Origin of the sequence: Mycobacterium sp. 48b, from assembly GCF_048282725.1 — a bacterium.
Lineage (GTDB): Bacteria > Actinomycetota > Actinomycetes > Mycobacteriales > Mycobacteriaceae > Mycobacterium.
The window spans coordinates 3,378,644-3,395,028 of record NZ_JBLVUL010000001.1; the positions used below are offsets into that span (position 1 = coordinate 3,378,644).

The window sequence follows — 16,385 nt, forward strand, 5'->3', positions numbered from 1 at the left end:
ATGACCGGCCCGGTGGACGGTGACGCCCAGGGGCTTCCGGTACGTGAGGAAGGCCCGTCGCTGTTGTCGCTGCTGACCCCGGGGGCTCCGGTGCTGGTCACCGGCGCTGGCGTGACCGGACGTGCCGTCCTGGCGGCGCTGCAACCCCTCGGCGTCGCTGCGACGCTGTGCGACGACCGTGCCGAGGCCCTGCGGGCCTACGCCGAGCAGGGGACCGCGGTCATCGATCCGGCCGGTGCGATCGACGGCATCGCCGATTACGCGCTGGTGGTGACGAGCCCGGGATTCCCGCCCACCTCCGCGGTGCTGGCGGCCGCGGCCGAGGCCGGTGTGCCGATCTGGGGCGACGTGGAGCTGGCGTGGCGGTTGGACGCCGCGGGTCGTTACGGTCCGCCCCGGCGCTGGCTGGTGGTCACGGGCACCAACGGCAAGACCACCACCACCTCGATGCTGCACGAGATGCTGCAGGCAGACGGGCGGCGAAGTCTGTTGTGCGGCAACATCGGTGATCCCGTGCTGGCGGTGCTCGACCAACCCGCAGAGTTGCTGGCGGTCGAGTTGTCGAGCTTCCAGCTGCATTGGGCGCCCTCGCTGCGCCCGGATGCCGGCGTCGTGCTCAACGTCGCCGAGGATCACCTGGACTGGCACGGTTCGATGGCCGCCTATGCGGCCGACAAGGCGAGGGCACTGGCCGGCCGGGTCGCCGTGGTGGGCCTCGACGATCCGGTGGCGGCCGGTCTGCTGCCCGCCGCCCCGGCCCCGGTTCGGGTCGGATTCCGGCTCGGCGAACCGGCCGAGGGTGAGCTCGGTGTCCGCGCCGGCAAGCTCGTCGACCGTGCGTTCGGCGCCGACGTCGAGTTGGCTGATGCGGCGACGATCAGTGTGGCCGGGCCGGTCGGCCTGCTCGACGCGCTGGCGGCCGCGGCGCTGGCCCGCGCGGTCGGGGTACCTCCTGAATCGATCGCGGCCGCATTGGCGTCGTTCCAGGTCGGCAGGCACCGTGCCGAGCTGGTCGGGGAGGCCGACGGGGTGCGCTACGTCGACGATTCCAAGGCCACCAACCCGCACGCCGCGCAGGCGTCGATCACGGCGTTCGACCGCGTGATCTGGATCGCCGGGGGCTTGCTGAAGGGCGCCTCGGTCGACGAGCTGGTGAGCCAGGTGGCGAATCGGCTGGTCGCGGTGGTGTTGATCGGGCGGGATCGGCAGATGGTTGCCGATGCGTTATCGCGACACGCCCCGGATGTCCCCGTCGTCGAGGTTGTGACGGGGGAGGATTCTGGGGTGCTTGAGACAAATGAGTCTATTGGTGATCATGTGACTCGTGTGATCGAAGTCGCAGACCGTCCGGTCTCCGACGCGGTCATGACGGCGGTCGTCGAGGTCGCCCGCGGCCTGGCGGCCTCGGGCGACACTGTGTTGCTGGCCCCGGCAGGCGCGTCCTTCGATCAATTCAGCGGCTACGGCCAGCGTGGCGATGCGTTCGCCGGCGCCGTCCGCGCCGCGATCGGGTAGGCGAGGTGGCCGGCATCCTGGCCCGGTTGCGCCGCCGTGACGTGGACGCAACCGGCGATACCTCCGATTCCGCCGCGGGCTCAGCAGGTGGCTCCGCCGAGTCGTCGGCCACCGCCACCGCGCCGCGTACCCGTTTCGGGGCGTGGCTGGGACGGCCGATGACGTCGTTCCACCTGATCATCGCGGTCACGGCGCTGCTCACCACGCTGGGCCTGATCATGGTCCTCTCGGCGTCGGGCGTCTACTCCTACGACTTCGACGGATCACCCTGGGCGGTGTTCGGCCGCCAGGTGATGTGGACCGTGGTCGGACTCGTCGCGTTCTATGTGGCGCTGCGGATGCCGGTGCGCAGCCTGCGCAGGCTGGCGTTCCCCGGGTTCGCCTTCACGATCGTGCTGCTGGTCCTGGTGCTCATCCCGGGAATCGGCAAGGTGGCCAACGGTTCCCGCGGCTGGTTCGTCGTCGCCGGGTTCTCGATGCAGCCCTCGGAGCTGGCCAAGATCGCCTTCGCCATCTGGGGCGCGCACCTGCTGGCGGCCCGCCGGATGGAACGGGCCTCGCTGCGCGAGATGCTCATCCCGCTGGTGCCTGCCGCGGTGATCGCGCTGGCGCTGATCGTCGCCCAGCCCGACCTCGGGCAGACCGTCTCGCTGAGCATCATCCTGCTCGGCCTGCTGTGGTACGCCGGCCTCCCGCTGCGGGTGTTCCTGTCCTCGCTGGCGGCCGCCATCGTTGCGGCCGGGGTGCTGGCGCTCTCCGCCGGTTACCGGTCCGATCGGGTGCAATCCTGGCTGGACCCGACGGCAGACTCGCAGGGAATCGGCTACCAATCTCGGCAGGCCCGCTTCGCCCTGGCCAACGGGGGCATCTTCGGTGACGGGCTGGGGCAGGGCACCGCCAAGTGGAACTACCTGCCCAACGCGCACAACGACTTCATCTTCGCCATCATCGGCGAGGAACTGGGGTTCGTCGGTGCACTGGGCCTGCTGGCGTTGTTCGGGTTGTTCGCCTACACCGGGATGCGCATCGCCCGGCGTTCGGCCGATCCGTTCCTGCGTCTGCTCACGGCCACCACCACGCTGTGGGTGGTCGGCCAGATGTTCATCAACGTCGGCTACGTGGTGGGGCTGCTGCCGGTCACCGGGCTGCAGTTGCCGCTGATCTCGGCCGGTGGGTCTTCGCAAGCCACAACACTTCTGATGATGGGGCTGATCACCAACGCGGCCCGGCACGAGCCGGAGGCGGTGGCCGCGCTGCGGGCCGGGCGCGACGACCGAATGAACCGGCTGCTGAGGCTGCCGCTGCCGGAGCCGTATGTCCCGACCCGGTTGGAGGTGGCCCGCAACCGGCTGCACGACCGCCGTAAGTCGCCCTCGCGCACCGCGAGCAAGCCCAACGGTAAGGCCGGCGCCAAGCCGTCCGGCAAGCAGTCGGGCAAGCAGGCCAAGGCCACCCAGTCTGGAGCCAAACAAGCGGGGAACCGCCGTGCGCCGCGCCGCGGGGACCGGCCGGTGCGCCGGTCCGGGCACGCTGCTGGTCAGCAGCCGGCCGGGGGCGGGAGGTCCTCGGTCCGATATCCTGCAGGCCAGCGGAAACAGGGCCAACGAGCCCGAACTTTGGAAGGTCAGCGTTACGGGTGAGCGACGGTAAGACGGACCGGTCGGTATCTGGTCCTCGGGGGCAGGAGCGCAGCGACCGGGGGATATCCATCGTTCTCGCCGGTGGTGGCACCGCAGGTCACGTCGAGCCGGCCATGGCCGTGGCCGACGCGCTGCGTGAACTCGACCCGCAGGTGCGGATCACCGCGCTCGGCACCGCCCGGGGGCTGGAGACCCGGCTGGTGCCCCAGCGCGGTTATGACCTGGAGCTGATCACCCCGGTGCCGCTGCCGCGCAAACCGTCCGGAGATCTGGTGCGGTTGCCACTGCGCGTACGCACCGCGATCCGTCAGACCCGTTCGGTGCTGGCCGGTGTGGAGGCCGACGTGGTGATCGGGTTCGGCGGCTACGTGGCATTGCCCGCCTACCTCGCTGCCCGGGGCGGCTTCGGCCTGCACGGTCGTCGGCGCGCCGTTCCGGTGGTGGTCCACGAGGCCAACGCCAGCGCCGGTCTGGCCAACCGGGTCGGCGCGGTCTCGGCCCGGCGCGTGCTCTCGGCGGTGGCCGAGCCCGGGCTGCGCAAGGTCGAGGTGGTCGGCGTGCCCGTGCGCGCGGCGATCACCTCGCTGGACCGTGCCGCCCTGCGAGCCGAGGCCAGGGCATTCTTCGGCTTCGCGCCCGACGCCAAGGTGCTGCTGGTGTTCGGCGGTTCACAGGGGGCCCAGTCGATCAACCGGGCGGTGTCCTCGGCCGCCGAAGCCCTTGGTGCTGCGGGTGTTTCGGTTCTGCACGCACACGGACCGAAGAACACCCTCGACCTGCCGCCTGCCGGGGCGGGTGCACCGCCGTATGTGGCGGTGCCGTATCTGGACCGGATGGACCTTGCTTATGCCGCAGCCGATCTGGCGATCTGCCGGTCCGGTGCGATGACGGTTGCCGAGGTGACCGCCGTGGGACTGCCTGCGGTGTACGTTCCGCTGCCGATCGGCAACGGTGAGCAGCGGCTCAACGCGCTGCCGGTGGTATCGGCCGGCGGCGGCATCGTCGTCGACGATGCCCAACTCACCGGTGACTTCGTGGCCGACACTGTCGCAGGGCTGATGACCGACGACACGCGGTTGGCGGCGATGACGGCCGCCGCCTCGTTGTCGGGTCACCCCGATGCTGCACGGCGGGTCGCGCAGGTCGCCCTGGACATCGCCCGCGCCCAACGAAAGAAGCTGCAGTGAACGGTAATTCACTTCCGGCGGAACTTCAGCGGGTGCACATGGTCGGGATCGGGGGCGCCGGGATGTCGGGCGTGGCCCGGATCCTGCTCGACCGGGGTGGGCTGGTGTCCGGCTCGGACGCCAAGGAATCGCGTGGTGTGGTGGCCCTGCGGGCTCGTGGTGCCGAGATCAGGATCGGTCACGACGCGTCGTCACTGGATCTGTTGCCGGGCGGGCCGACCGCGGTCGTCACCACCCACGCCGCGATCCCCAAGACCAATCCGGAACTCGTCGAGGCCCGCCGCCGCGGAATCCCGGTGATCCTGCGCCCTGTGGTGCTGGCCAAGCTCATGGCCGGCTACACCACGTTGATGGTGACGGGCACCCACGGCAAGACCACCACCACCTCGATGCTGATCGTGGCGTTGCAGCACAGCGGTTTCGACCCGTCGTTCGCGGTCGGCGGTGAATTGGGCGAGGCAGGAACCAACGCCCACCACGGCAGTGGGAAGTGCTTCGTCGCCGAGGCCGACGAGAGTGACGGCTCGCTGCTGGAGTACACGCCGAACGTCGCGGTGGTCACCAACATCGAGGCCGATCACCTGGATTTCTTCGGCACCGAGGAGGCCTACACCGCGGTGTTCTCCGCGTTCGTCGATCGCATCGCGCCGGGCGGGGCCCTTGTGGTGTGCACCGATGACCCGGGCGCCGCCGCGCTCGCCGAACACACTGAGTCACTGGGTATCCGGGTGTTGCGGTACGGCAGCACGTCCACTGATGGGCTGGCCGGCACCCTGCTGAGCTGGGAACAGCAGGGGACCGGAGCGGTGGCTCACATCCAGCTCACCGGTGAGCCCCATCCGCGTGCGGTGCGACTGGCGGTGCCGGGCCGGCACATGGCGCTCAACGCCCTGGCCGCTCTGCTGGCCGCTGTCGAGGTGGGAGCACCGGCGGAGGCCGTGCTCGACGGGCTGGCCGGATTCGAGGGTGTGCGAAGGCGTTTCGAGCTGGTGGGCATGTTGTCCGGTGTCCGTGTCTTTGACGACTACGCGCACCATCCCACCGAGGTGCGGGCCACCCTCGACGCGGCCCGGACCGTGGCGGATCAGACCGGGGGCCGGGTCCTGGTCGCCTTCCAGCCGCATCTGTACTCGCGCACTGCGACGTTCGCAACGGAATTCGGTGCGGCACTGAGTGCCGCCGACGAGGTCTTCGTGCTCGACGTCTACGGCGCGCGTGAACAGCCACTGCCCGGCATCAGCGGCGCCACGGTCGCCGAGCACGTCAGCTCGGCGGTCACCTACGTTCCTGATTTCTCGGCCGTCGCCGCCGCGGTGGCCGCAGCGGCGCGCGCCGGAGACGTAGTGCTCACGATGGGTGCCGGTGACGTGACCATGCTGGGCAAGGAGATCCTGACCGAGCTCGGCATCAAGGAGAACCGCGCCACACCGGGCCGACCGTCGGCGGATTCGCCGTGACCGATCCGGGTCCTGACCGTCCCGGCGAGGCTGCCGAGGAGCCAGGTCCGGCTCAGGGGGAGTCCGGCGGGTCCACCACGCCGCCTGCGGCAGACTCTGATGTGCCGCCCGCTACGGAATCCGACGTTCCGCCCGCTGCAGGGTCCGATGTGCCGGCCGCGGCCGAACCGGACTACGAGGGCCCACGTCGCCGGGCCCGCCGTGAGCGTGAGGAGCGCCGGGCCGCGCGCGACCGTGCGGTCGCGATCGAACATGCTCGTCGCGAGGCCAAGCGCCGGGTGGTCGGGCAGTCCGCCGATGCCCCGAACACCGTGGCCCGCAGCACTATTCGTGGCCTGAAGGTGTTGTTGTGGTCCGCGCTGGCAAGCGTCGTCGCGGTGGCGTTGGGTCTGGTCCTGTATTTCACGCCGGTGATGTCTGCGCGCAACGTGGCGGTCAGTGGGTTGGCCGCTGTGCCCCAGGAGCAGGTGCTGGCCGCTGCGGCTGTGGCACCGGGCACCCCGCTGTTGCAGGTCGACACGGACGCGGTCGCCGAGCGGGTGGCCACGATCCGGCGCATCGCCACCGCCCGGGTCCAGCGCGAGTATCCCTCGACCCTTCGGATCACGGTGGTCGAGCGGGTACCGGTGGTGGTCAAGGACTATCCCGACGGTCCGCATCTGTTCGACCGGGACGGCGTGGATTTCGCGACCGAGCCGCCGCCGCCCACGCTGCCTTATCTGGATGCCGACAATCCCGGCCCGACCGATCCGGCCACCAAGGCCGCGCTCGAGGTGATGTTGGCCCTGCCGCCAGATGTCGTCGCACAGGTGGGCCGGATCGCCGCGCCTTCGGTGGCCTCGATCGCCCTGACGCTGACCGACGGCCGGGTTGTGGTGTGGGGAACCAACGATCGGACCGACGAGAAGGCACTGAAGCTGGCGGCCCTGCTGACCCAGCCGGGTCACACCTATGACGTGTCCAGCCCAGATCTGCCGACTGTCAAGTAGATCCCGCAAAAATTGCCGCGCGGCGCGTCGGCGCGCCTGCCGCGATCACCGGCGCTGGCCCCCTACCGTTCTGTTTGCGCGGAACTACTTGACATAACTCTAAGCCTATGGTTGAGGTTGAGGGTTTGCCCCGGGGAAGATTCGGCGCCAGGAACACTGTGAACACCCAACCTGGGAGGAAGACGATCGATGACCCCCCCGCATAACTACCTCGCGGTAATCAAGGTGGTTGGTATCGGTGGCGGCGGTGTCAACGCCGTCAACCGGATGATCGAACAAGGCCTCAAGGGCGTCGAGTTCATCGCGATCAATACCGACGCACAAGCACTGCTGATGAGCGACGCGGACGTGAAGCTCGATGTCGGTCGCGACTCCACCCGCGGACTCGGCGCCGGCGCGGACCCCGAGGTGGGCCGCAAGGCCGCCGAGGATGCCAAGGACGACATCGAGGAGCTGCTGCGCGGCGCCGACATGGTGTTCGTCACCGCAGGTGAGGGCGGCGGCACCGGAACCGGTGGCGCACCCGTGGTCGCATCGATCGCGCGCAAGCTCGGAGCGCTCACCGTCGGTGTCGTGACACGGCCGTTCTCGTTCGAGGGCAAGCGGCGGAGCAATCAGGCCGAGAACGGTATTCAGGCGCTACGCGAGAGCTGCGACACCCTGATCGTGATCCCCAACGACCGGCTCCTCCAGATGGGCGATGCCGCGGTGTCCTTGATGGATGCCTTCCGCAGCGCCGACGAGGTGTTGCTCAACGGCGTCCAGGGCATCACCGACCTGATCACCACACCGGGTCTGATCAACGTCGACTTCGCCGACGTCAAGGGCGTGATGAGCGGTGCGGGCACGGCGCTGATGGGTATCGGCTCGGCACGCGGAGACGGCCGCGCGCTCAAGGCGGCCGAGATCGCGATCAACTCGCCGCTGCTGGAGGCCTCGATGGAGGGCGCGCAGGGCGTGCTGTTGTCGGTGGCCGGCGGTAGCGACCTGGGCCTGTTCGAGATCAACGAAGCCGCCTCGCTGGTTCAGGATGCGGCCCACCCCGAGGCCAACATCATCTTCGGCACGGTGATCGACGACTCGCTCGGCGACGAGGTCAGGGTCACGGTCATCGCGGCCGGCTTCGACAGCGCCGGGCCCAGTCGAAAGCCGGTGGTCAGCCCGAGCGCGGCACAGACCCAGCCGATCGCCTCGGCGCGGGCGGGCAAGGTGACCACGTCGCTGTTCGAGCCCAACGATGCGGTGAGCGTCCCGGCACACACGAACGGAGCCACGGTGAGCGTCGGTGGCGACGGAGACGGCGGGATCGCCGACGACGATGTCGACGTGCCGCCATTCATGCGGCACTGAGCCGGGCCCGGCGGCGGGTTCGGATACTGGGATCGTGAGTGTTCGTATTCGGCGGGTGACGACAACCCGCGCCGGCGGCGTCTCGGCACCGCCCTTCGATTCGTTCAACCTCGGCGACCATGTCGGCGACAATCCCGGGGCCGTGGCACAGAACCGGCGGCGGCTGGCGGCGGCCGTCGGGGCCGACGCGCTGGTCTGGATGAATCAGGTGCACAGCGATCATGTCGTCACCGTGGACGGTCCGCGCGACACCGCGGTCGATAATGCCGACGCATTGGTGACCACGACCCCGCGTTTGGCATTGGTCGTGGTGACCGCCGATTGCGTCCCGGTTTTAATGGGCGACGCGCGCGCCGGGGTCATCGCGGCTGTCCATGCCGGACGGGTCGGCGCGCAGAAGGGCATCGTGGTCCGGACGCTGGAGGCGATGCTGGCCGCCGGTGCACGTGCCGAGGATGTCTCGGTGCTGCTCGGTCCAGCGGTCAGCGGCGCCAACTACGAGGTGCCCGAACAGATGGCGGGCGAGGTGGAAGCAGACCTGCCGGGCTCGCGCACCACCACCTCGCGCGGCACGCCCGGCTTGGACCTGCGGGCCGGAATCGCCCGGCAATTAACGGGTTTGGGTGTCACTGCGATCGATATCGATCCGCGGTGCACCGTCGCCGACCGCGCGCTGTTCAGTCATCGCCGGGACGCGCCGACCGGGCGTCTGGCGAGTGTCGTGTGGATGGAGCAGCCCCGGTGAACGATTCCCGGACGGGCCTGGAGTGAGGGTGAGATGAGCACCGTGCAGCGCGGGCGTGACGCGGACCGGACGGCCGAGTTGACCGCTGCGCTCGGTGCGGCGCGGGCGCGCCTGGCACGCGCCGCAGAATCTGTCGGGCGAAATGTCAATGAAATTGAATTACTTCCGATCACCAAATATTTTCCGGCCTCCGATGTCATTATTCTCAACCAATTAGGGTGCTTCGCATTTGGTGAATCCCGCGAACAAGAGGCCGCCGATAAAGTCGAAACAGTTCGGGCGGAATTGCCGAATGTGTCGATTCGCTGGCACATGGTCGGGCGCATCCAGCGCAAGAAGGCGCGGGCCGTCGCGGGGTGGGCGCACACCGCGCACTCGGTCGACAACATCCGGCTGCTGACCGCGCTCGACCGGGCCGCGGGCGACGCACTGGACGCGGGCAGGCGGCCCGAGCCGTTGCGGGTCTACATCCAGATCAGTCTGGACGGCGACACCGAACGGGGCGGCGTCGATGTGAATGCCACCGACCTCGTGGACGAAATCTGCGCATCAGCGAACGCCGCCGAGGCCTTGGAGTTCGTCGGGCTGATGGGAATCCCCCCGCTGGAATGGGATCCCGACGACGCGTTCGCGCGCCTGGCCGCCGAACGAGAACGGGTGCAGCGCGACTACCAGCACCGGCTCGAACTGTCGGCGGGGATGTCGGGAGATCTCGAAAGCGCGGTCAAACACGGATCGACATGTGTGCGTGTCGGTACCGCGCTCATGGGGCAACGCCCGCTAACGTCACCCGCAGTAGTCACTCCAGTCACATCTTCATCACAGACATCACAAACCCCACCGTCCGCAGAAGGGTCGCCGAGATGAGCACACTGCACAAGGTCAAGGCCTACTTCGGCATGGCGCCGATGGAGGACTACGACGACGAGTACTACGAGGACGACGACCGCGGCGCCGCCCGCAGCTATGCCCGGCGTCCCCGTGACGAGCGATTCGAGGATGACAGCTACGGCTACGAGGCCCCCGAGTACGACGAGGGCCCGGCCTACCGGGGTGGCTACCCGGGCGGCTTCGCCGACGAGCAGCGGTTCGACGCCCGGATGCGCGCCCCCCGCGAATTCGACCGTCCCGCACCGCGTCTCGGCGGGCTTGCCGGTTCCACCAGGGGTTCGCTGGCAATGGATCCCCGCCGGATGGCCGAACTGTTCGAAGCGGGCAGCCCGCTGGCGAAGATCACCACGCTGCGGCCCAAGGACTACAGCGAGGCGCGCACCATCGGCGAGCGGTTCCGTGACGGCACCCCGGTGATCATGGACCTGGTGTCGATGGACAACGCCGACGCCAAGCGCCTGGTCGATTTCGCCGCCGGCCTGGCATTCGCGCTGCGCGGCTCGTTCGACAAGGTCGCCACGAAGGTCTTCCTGCTGTCGCCGGCCGACGTCGACGTCAGTGCCGAGCAGCGGCGTCGGATCGCCGAAGCCGGTTTCTACGCCTACCAGTAGAGCCGCGACCATTGTCGCGCCACGGCGCCGCCGCCACGCATACCCGATCTCCGCATAGGGCCCGGGTAGGCTGGCGGCGTCGCACTATCGGTTGACCACGTCTTCTGTGTGAGATGTGTCCGGCCTACGGCGACCTGTATCCAATGTCACACATCCTGCTGTAGTGAGGTCGGCTCAGTTGTCGCTGTTCTTCGAAATTCTCGGTTTCGCGCTGTTCATCTTCTGGCTGCTGCTCATCGCGCGCGTCGTCGTCGAGTTCATCCGGTCGTTCAGCCGCGACTGGCACCCCAAGGGGCTGACGGTCGTCGTGCTGGAGCTCATCATGACTGTGACCGACCCGCCGGTGAAACTGCTGAGGCGGCTCATTCCCCAGCTCACGATAGGCGCCGTGCGCTTCGATCTGTCGATCATGGTGCTGCTCCTTGCGGCGTTCATCGGGATGCAGTTGGCGTTCAACGCGGCCATGTAGTCGGCGATCCGAGCGGGTGGGGGAGACGCGATCTCGGGTTTGCCGAATGGTCCACAATTGCGTAAGAAGATTGAAATTCGTTCTTAAAAATAGGCCTCCACTGCAACCGCCGGGTCTGGTGTGACAGGATGGACTCCAGTTGCGATCAAGCAAGGCTTTACACTTTGAGATCGGTTGACGGTCCAAGACTTCAAGGGGGCAGACAATGCCGCTCACACCAGCGGACGTCCATAACGTCGCGTTCAGCAAGCCGCCCATCGGCAAACGTGGCTACAACGAGGACGAGGTCGATGCCTTTCTCGATCTGGTTGAGAACGAGCTGACTCGGCTCATCGAGGAGAACGCCGATCTCCGGCAGCGCGTGTCCGAGCTCGATCAGGAGCTGGCATCGGCGCGGTCCGGCGGTGGCGCCCAGTCCACCCAGTCCATCCCGCTCTACGAGCCGGAGCCCGAGCCGACACCGGCTCCCCAGCCGGTGTACGAGGCCCCGCCGGCGCCGGCCGCCCCCGCCGCGCCGCCCAGCGAGGACACCGCCGTACGTGCCGCCCGGGTGCTCAGCCTGGCGCAGGACACTGCCGATCGCCTGACCTCCACGGCCAAGGCCGAGTCGGAGAAGCTGCTCTCGGACGCGCGCGCCCAGGCCGACGCCATGGTCAGCGACGCCCGCAAGACCGCCGAGACCACGGTCTCGGAGGCCCGCACCCGTGCCGACGCCATGCTGGCCGACGCGCAGACCCGCTCGGAGACCCAGCTTCGTCAGGCTCAGGAGAAGGCCGATGCCTTGCAGGCCGACGCCGAGCGCAAGCACTCCGAGATCATGGGCACCATCAACCAGCAGCGCACGGTCCTGGAGGGCCGCCTGGAGCAGCTGCGCACGTTCGAGCGTGAGTACCGGACGCGTCTGAAGACCTACCTGGAGTCTCAGCTCGAAGAGCTGGGCCAGCGCGGTTCGGCCGCACCGGTGGACTCCAGCGCCAACAACGACTCGGCCGGTGGTTTCAGCCAGTTCAACCGCGGCAACAACTAGCCGTCGAGACTGACTTCCTCACACTGTCGTGAACCGGCCCGATCCCCGGGCCACCACACTTAGGGTTGAACGATGTTGATCATTGCGCTCGTGCTTGCCGTCATCGGCCTGGCCGCGCTGGTGACCGCGGTCGTCACCAGCAATGAGTTGATCGCCTGGGTCTGTATCGGTGCCAGCGTGATCGGCGTGCTGCTGTTGATCGTCGACGCATTGCGGGAACGCTCGCGCGGGACGAAGGCCGGTGCCGGTGAAGATGCTGTCGTGGCCTCGGATACACCTGGCGCCGACGACACCGAGACGACCGAGACCTTCGATGCGGTGGACGCGCCGGTGGACTATCCCGACGAGTTGGTCGCCGAGCCCGAATCAGATGTCGCCGTGGAGTCCGACGCCGCTGACGTCGACGTCGAGATCGACGATTCCGCCGAGAAGCACAAGAACTAACTCTCGCCCGGCCCCGTGGCGGGCTCGGCCAGCAGGCGCCGGACCTCGTCGTCGCTGACCTGGTGGAAATCCACGAAGGCCTGACCCACCGCTTCGAACATCGGCGGTGTACTGGCGCACACCACCTCGTCGGCCTCATCCCGCAGTTGAGTGCTCAGGGTCGGCGGCCCGACCGGTACGGCGACCACGACCCGCCGGGCCGCCCGTACGGCGCGGACCGCGGCCAGCATGGTGGCGCCGGTGGCGATGCCGTCATCGACCAGGATCACCGTCCGGCCGGACAGGTCGGGTGCCGGACGTCCGCCGCGGTAGGCCTGTTCCCGGCGCTCTATCTCGGCGGTCTCCCGCCGGATCGTCTCGACGATGGTGTCTTCGTCGATGCCGAGTCGATCCACCAGACCGTCGTTGATCACCAGACCGCCGCCGGAGGCCACCGCGCCCATCGCGAGTTCCTGCCACTGGGGCACGCCCAGCTTGCGGACCACGAAGACGTCCAGCGGTGCGTGTAGGTGGGAGGCGACTTCGGCGGCGATCGGGACGCCGCCCCGGGCCAGGCCGAGGACGAGGACGTCGGGTTGATCCCGGTAGGACGCCAGCTGCTCCGCCAGGACCCGGCCCGCTTCGTGGCGGTCCTGGTAGATGCGTTCTCTGCTCGCTCGCAGACTCCAGGCGTTCATCGGTGCTGTTGCCGGCCGTCGAGGAATCGGCCGGTTGATGTCAGCCTACGTCGACGGCTGCGTCCCGACCACCCGGTTCACGAAGCCGCGGACCAGGGTGTTCAGCCGGGCGGCCGCGTCACCGGTGAATTCCTTTGTTTGCAAGCGCAATTCGTCGTGGCTGCGGCCGATTCCGGCCACGTCGCCGTCGCGATCGTTGGCCAACCAGACCTCAAGCAGCCCCGGATCGAGCTCGGGGTGGAACTGCAGCGCCAGTGCCGTGCCCAGGATGAAGGCCTGTGAGGCGCCGGTCGTCCGGGCGATCTCGGTGGCACCCGGCGGAAGCGTCCAGCGATCGAAATGCCACTGGAACCACCGGCCGCCCGGAACCAGTTGCTCATCGTCGGTGGTGACGTCGTACCAGCCCACCTCGGGCACCGGCGACCTGCTGACCGATCCGCCGAGGGCCTGCGCGATCAGCTGTCCGCCGAAGCACACCCCGAGCACACCGACCCCGGACTCGACGGCCCGGCGCACCATGGCCATCTCGGCTCCGACCCAGCTGTCGACCAGGGATTCGTCGTAGACCGCCCAGCGAGCGCCGAGCGGCACGATCACGTCATAGTCGGTCGGGTCAGGGAAAACCACATCTCCGGCGGGGTCGTCGTCCCGCCCCGGCGCGACGACGTCGAACGTGTCGATGTCGAATCCGCACCGGGTGAAGACGTCGGCCAGCATGGCCTCGGTGGCCGTGCGGTCGTTGCGCAGGAACAGAACCTTCGATGTCACGCCGTCATTATTTCGGTCGCCGGGTGCGATCGCATTTCAGGTCCAATTTTTGGACCTTCAGGCTGCCTCGAAGAGCGGTCCGGAGGTGATTCCCTGCGCGGACCAGGTCATAGCTCAGCAGCTCCGGAGCGTGCGGGCCCATCGCGATCGGGGACCAGGCGCGGGCTGCTGCGATCGCCCGGTGCACTTCCTCGGGGTCGGTCTCCTGCTCGTTGTCGAGCGTGGGAAGGGCTACCCCAATTCTGGCCGCGCCGAGACTACGGTTGTTGATGCGGAAACGCCGAATTGTCGTCAGAAACCGTAGTTTCGGCGCCGGGGGAGCATCTCAACGCACCCGGTAACGGCGTGCGGGCCGGCCGGCGCCGTATTGCAACCGCAGCTCGAGCGCCCCCGTGCTCAGGTAGTACTCGAGGTAGCGGCGCGCGCTGACCCGTGAGATTCCCACCAGCTCAGCGCATTCTGTGGCCGATACCTCTCCTGCGGTGCGCACCGCGTCCATGACCAGGTGGCCGGTTTCGGCGCCGAGTCCCTTGGGCAGGACGGCCGCCGGGGCGCCGAACAGCGCGTCGATGGTCGATTGATCCGCACCTCCGGCAGCCGCCAGCGCATCGGCGCGCGCCGCGAAGGCGGCCAACTTCGACTGCAGCTGACCGAAGTCGAACGGTTTGATCAGGTAGTCGGCGGCCCCACCGGCCAATGCGCCACGTACCGTGTCGAGTTCGCGGGCAGCGGTGACCATGATGACGCCGACGGGGTTGCCCTCGGCGCGCAGTCGGCGCAGCACCTCCAACCCGGTCATGTCCGGCAAATAGACATCGAGCAGGATGAGGTCGGGACGGAGTTCGGCGGCGGCCGCCAGGGCCTCGGTTCCGTTGCGCGCCAACGACACCGTGCGGTAGCCGTCGATTCGGTCGACGAAACGGCGGTGAATCTCGGCGACCATGAAGTCGTCGTCGACGACCAGTACGTCACGCATGGAGCCGCACCTCGAACAGGGCGCCGCCACCGGGCGCGTCGGTGACTTCGACGTGGCCCCCGTGCTGGGCGGTCACCAGGCGTACCAGGGCCAACCCGATCCCCCTGCCGCCGGGAACGTCGGCCTTGGACGTGACGCCGCGGGAGAAGATGGACTCCCGAAGGTGTTCGGGCACTCCGGGTCCCGAATCCGAGACGGCCAGCAGCAGCCCGGCCGAGTCGTCGATTCGGACGGTTACCTGTGCTGCCGCCGAGCCGACGGACACGTCGACGGCGTTGTCGATCAGATTGCCCAGCAGCGTGATCACGTCGGTCGCCAGAGCCGGGTCGAGCGCGCTGAGGTGGCTGTCGCCGGTCAGGGCGAGGGCGACCCCGCTCTCGGCCGCCAGCGAAGTCTTGGCGATCAGCAGTGCCGCGACCGCGGGATCGGAAACATGTTGGGTGACAGCCTCGTTGATCTCCGCACGCCGGCGGGTCAGGGTGCCGACCAGATCCCGAACCGCGTCGAACTCGCCCAGCTGGACCAGCCCGGAGATGGTGTGCAGCTGATTGGAGAACTCGTGGGTCTGTGCCCGCAGCGTGTCGGTCACGCTGCGGTGTGAGGACAGTTGTGCCTGTAGTGCGGCGAGCTCGGTGCTGTCGCGCATGGTGGTCACGGTACCGATGCTCCTGCCCTGGCTGCGGGCTGCACGCCGGTTGAGTGCCAGCACCCGGGTGCGGGTGGTGATCACCACGTCCGATTCGTCGGCGCGAGTTCCCTGGCCGGACAACAGGAATGCCACCACGGCCGGCTCCAATCCGACCTCGTCGGCACGGCGGCCCACCGCGTCGGAGCCGATGCCGAGAAGGTCCGATGCGCTGTCGTTGATCACCGTGATGACGCCATCGTTGTTCACCGCCACCATGCCCTCACGGATGCTGTGCAACAGCGCTTCCCGGTGATCGGCCAGGCTGGCGATCTCGGCGATGTCCAGACCACGGGTGTGGCGGGTGATGCGGCGCGACAACAGCCACGAGGCGAGCATCCCGAGCGCCGCGCCCAGTCCGAGATAGATCAGCAGCCGTTCGCCGGCCCCGCCCAGCAACTCCCACACCGACGGGTAGCGCTCGCTGACCGAGACGATCGCCAGCACGGCGCCGTCGGCGGCCAGGATGGGGACCTGGCCCACCAGGCGATGTGTGCCGTCGACATCGGCGTCGCCCGACCAGGCACGGCCCTCGTCTGCCCGGGTGATGTTCAGGTCGAGTCGTTGGCCGACGCGCGCCGGATCGGACGAGACCCGCACAGTTCCGGCCGGATCGGCGATCTCGGCCAGCTCAGCGCCCGAGAGCGCCACCGCGCGGTCGACCTCGGGGGCCAGGACCTGGGCGGCGAACGGATCGTCGTACCGGTCCCGCACGATCGGCGTGGACGCCACGTTCTCGGCGACCGCGATCATCCGCTGCCCGCGCACGTCGCGGAACTCGCGGGTGGATTGCGTCACCGACACCGCTGCCACCGCGACCAGTACCACCGCGACCACCAGCAGTTGAAACACGAGAAATCGGCCGGCCAGGCTGCCGCGCCGCAACAACCGGGTCCGCGCGGACAACGATGAACGCCCGACCGATGAACTCAACGAACAAAACTTCCTTTGCGT

General features: G+C 68.5%; 16 protein-coding genes. 12 read left to right on the forward strand and 4 right to left on the reverse strand.

What is annotated here, in order from left to right:
- The 12 genes from murD to ACNQR1_RS16435 all read left to right on the forward strand — a co-directional run bounded on the left by murD (position 1) and on the right by ACNQR1_RS16435 (position 12,325).
- Positions 1-1,515, forward strand: coding sequence for a UDP-N-acetylmuramoyl-L-alanine--D-glutamate ligase (murD, locus tag ACNQR1_RS16380; protein WP_418047240.1), 1,515 nt, complete (start codon positions 1-3; stop codon positions 1,513-1,515).
- 158 nt (positions 1,516-1,673) lie between these two features.
- The gene (gene ftsW, locus ACNQR1_RS16385) at positions 1,674-3,155 is read left to right on the forward strand and encodes a putative lipid II flippase FtsW (protein WP_418050388.1); all 1,482 of its coding nucleotides are present in this window, start codon (positions 1,674-1,676) and stop codon (positions 3,153-3,155) included.
- Between the two features lie 62 nt (positions 3,156-3,217).
- Entirely contained in the window at positions 3,218-4,342 is a 1,125-nt protein-coding gene (murG, locus tag ACNQR1_RS16390; protein WP_418050389.1) for an undecaprenyldiphospho-muramoylpentapeptide beta-N-acetylglucosaminyltransferase, read from the forward strand.
- A gap of 38 nt (positions 4,343-4,380) precedes the next feature.
- Complete coding sequence (gene murC / locus ACNQR1_RS16395) at positions 4,381-5,799, forward strand: UDP-N-acetylmuramate--L-alanine ligase (protein WP_418050390.1); 1,419 nt, start codon at positions 4,381-4,383, stop codon at positions 5,797-5,799.
- 149 nt (positions 5,800-5,948) lie between these two features.
- Positions 5,949-6,788 carry a cell division protein FtsQ/DivIB gene (locus ACNQR1_RS16400; RefSeq protein WP_418050391.1) on the forward strand — a complete coding sequence of 280 codons (840 nt, stop codon included), beginning with the start codon at positions 5,949-5,951 and terminating at the stop codon, positions 6,786-6,788.
- Between the two features lie 189 nt (positions 6,789-6,977).
- A complete protein-coding gene (gene ftsZ / locus ACNQR1_RS16405) occupies positions 6,978-8,138 on the forward strand; it encodes a cell division protein FtsZ (protein ID WP_418047241.1) in 1,161 nt (386 codons plus the stop codon).
- 34 nt (positions 8,139-8,172) lie between these two features.
- Positions 8,173-8,883 (forward strand): peptidoglycan editing factor PgeF, encoded by a 711-nt coding sequence (gene pgeF, locus ACNQR1_RS16410; RefSeq protein ID WP_418047242.1) that lies wholly within the window; start codon positions 8,173-8,175, stop codon positions 8,881-8,883.
- Between the two features lie 33 nt (positions 8,884-8,916).
- On the forward strand, positions 8,917-9,750 hold the full coding sequence (locus tag ACNQR1_RS16415) for a YggS family pyridoxal phosphate-dependent enzyme (RefSeq protein ID WP_418047243.1): 834 nt from the start codon (positions 8,917-8,919) through the stop codon (positions 9,748-9,750).
- The gene (locus ACNQR1_RS16420; protein ID WP_418047244.1) at positions 9,747-10,385 is read left to right on the forward strand and encodes a cell division protein SepF; all 639 of its coding nucleotides are present in this window, start codon (positions 9,747-9,749) and stop codon (positions 10,383-10,385) included. The genes ACNQR1_RS16415 and ACNQR1_RS16420 overlap by 4 nt, the downstream gene beginning before the upstream one ends.
- A 178-nt stretch (positions 10,386-10,563) precedes the next feature.
- Positions 10,564-10,854: a YggT family protein gene (locus ACNQR1_RS16425; protein WP_036449468.1), complete on the forward strand. Its 291-nt coding sequence runs from the start codon at positions 10,564-10,566 to the stop codon at positions 10,852-10,854.
- A gap of 205 nt (positions 10,855-11,059) precedes the next feature.
- On the forward strand, positions 11,060-11,881 hold the full coding sequence (locus ACNQR1_RS16430; RefSeq protein ID WP_418047245.1) for a DivIVA domain-containing protein: 822 nt from the start codon (positions 11,060-11,062) through the stop codon (positions 11,879-11,881).
- Between the two features lie 72 nt (positions 11,882-11,953).
- Positions 11,954-12,325 carry a hypothetical protein gene (locus ACNQR1_RS16435; protein WP_418047246.1) on the forward strand — a complete coding sequence of 124 codons (372 nt, stop codon included), beginning with the start codon at positions 11,954-11,956 and terminating at the stop codon, positions 12,323-12,325.
- Here the strand turns inward: ACNQR1_RS16435 and ACNQR1_RS16440 are convergent.
- From ACNQR1_RS16440 to ACNQR1_RS16455, 4 genes are all read right to left on the reverse strand, one after another.
- Positions 12,322-13,002, reverse strand: a complete 681-nt coding sequence (locus ACNQR1_RS16440) for a phosphoribosyltransferase (protein ID WP_418047247.1) — start codon at positions 13,000-13,002, stop codon at positions 12,322-12,324. The genes ACNQR1_RS16435 and ACNQR1_RS16440 overlap by 4 nt on opposite strands.
- A gap of 45 nt (positions 13,003-13,047) precedes the next feature.
- Positions 13,048-13,770, reverse strand: coding sequence for a type 1 glutamine amidotransferase (locus tag ACNQR1_RS16445; protein WP_418047248.1), 723 nt, complete (start codon positions 13,768-13,770; stop codon positions 13,048-13,050).
- Between the two features lie 325 nt (positions 13,771-14,095).
- Entirely contained in the window at positions 14,096-14,746 is a 651-nt protein-coding gene (locus tag ACNQR1_RS16450) for a response regulator (RefSeq protein ID WP_418047249.1), read from the reverse strand.
- Positions 14,739-16,364, reverse strand: a complete 1,626-nt coding sequence (locus ACNQR1_RS16455; protein WP_418047250.1) for an ATP-binding protein — start codon at positions 16,362-16,364, stop codon at positions 14,739-14,741. The genes ACNQR1_RS16450 and ACNQR1_RS16455 overlap by 8 nt, the downstream gene beginning before the upstream one ends.
- Between the last annotated feature and the right edge of the window lie 21 nt (positions 16,365-16,385).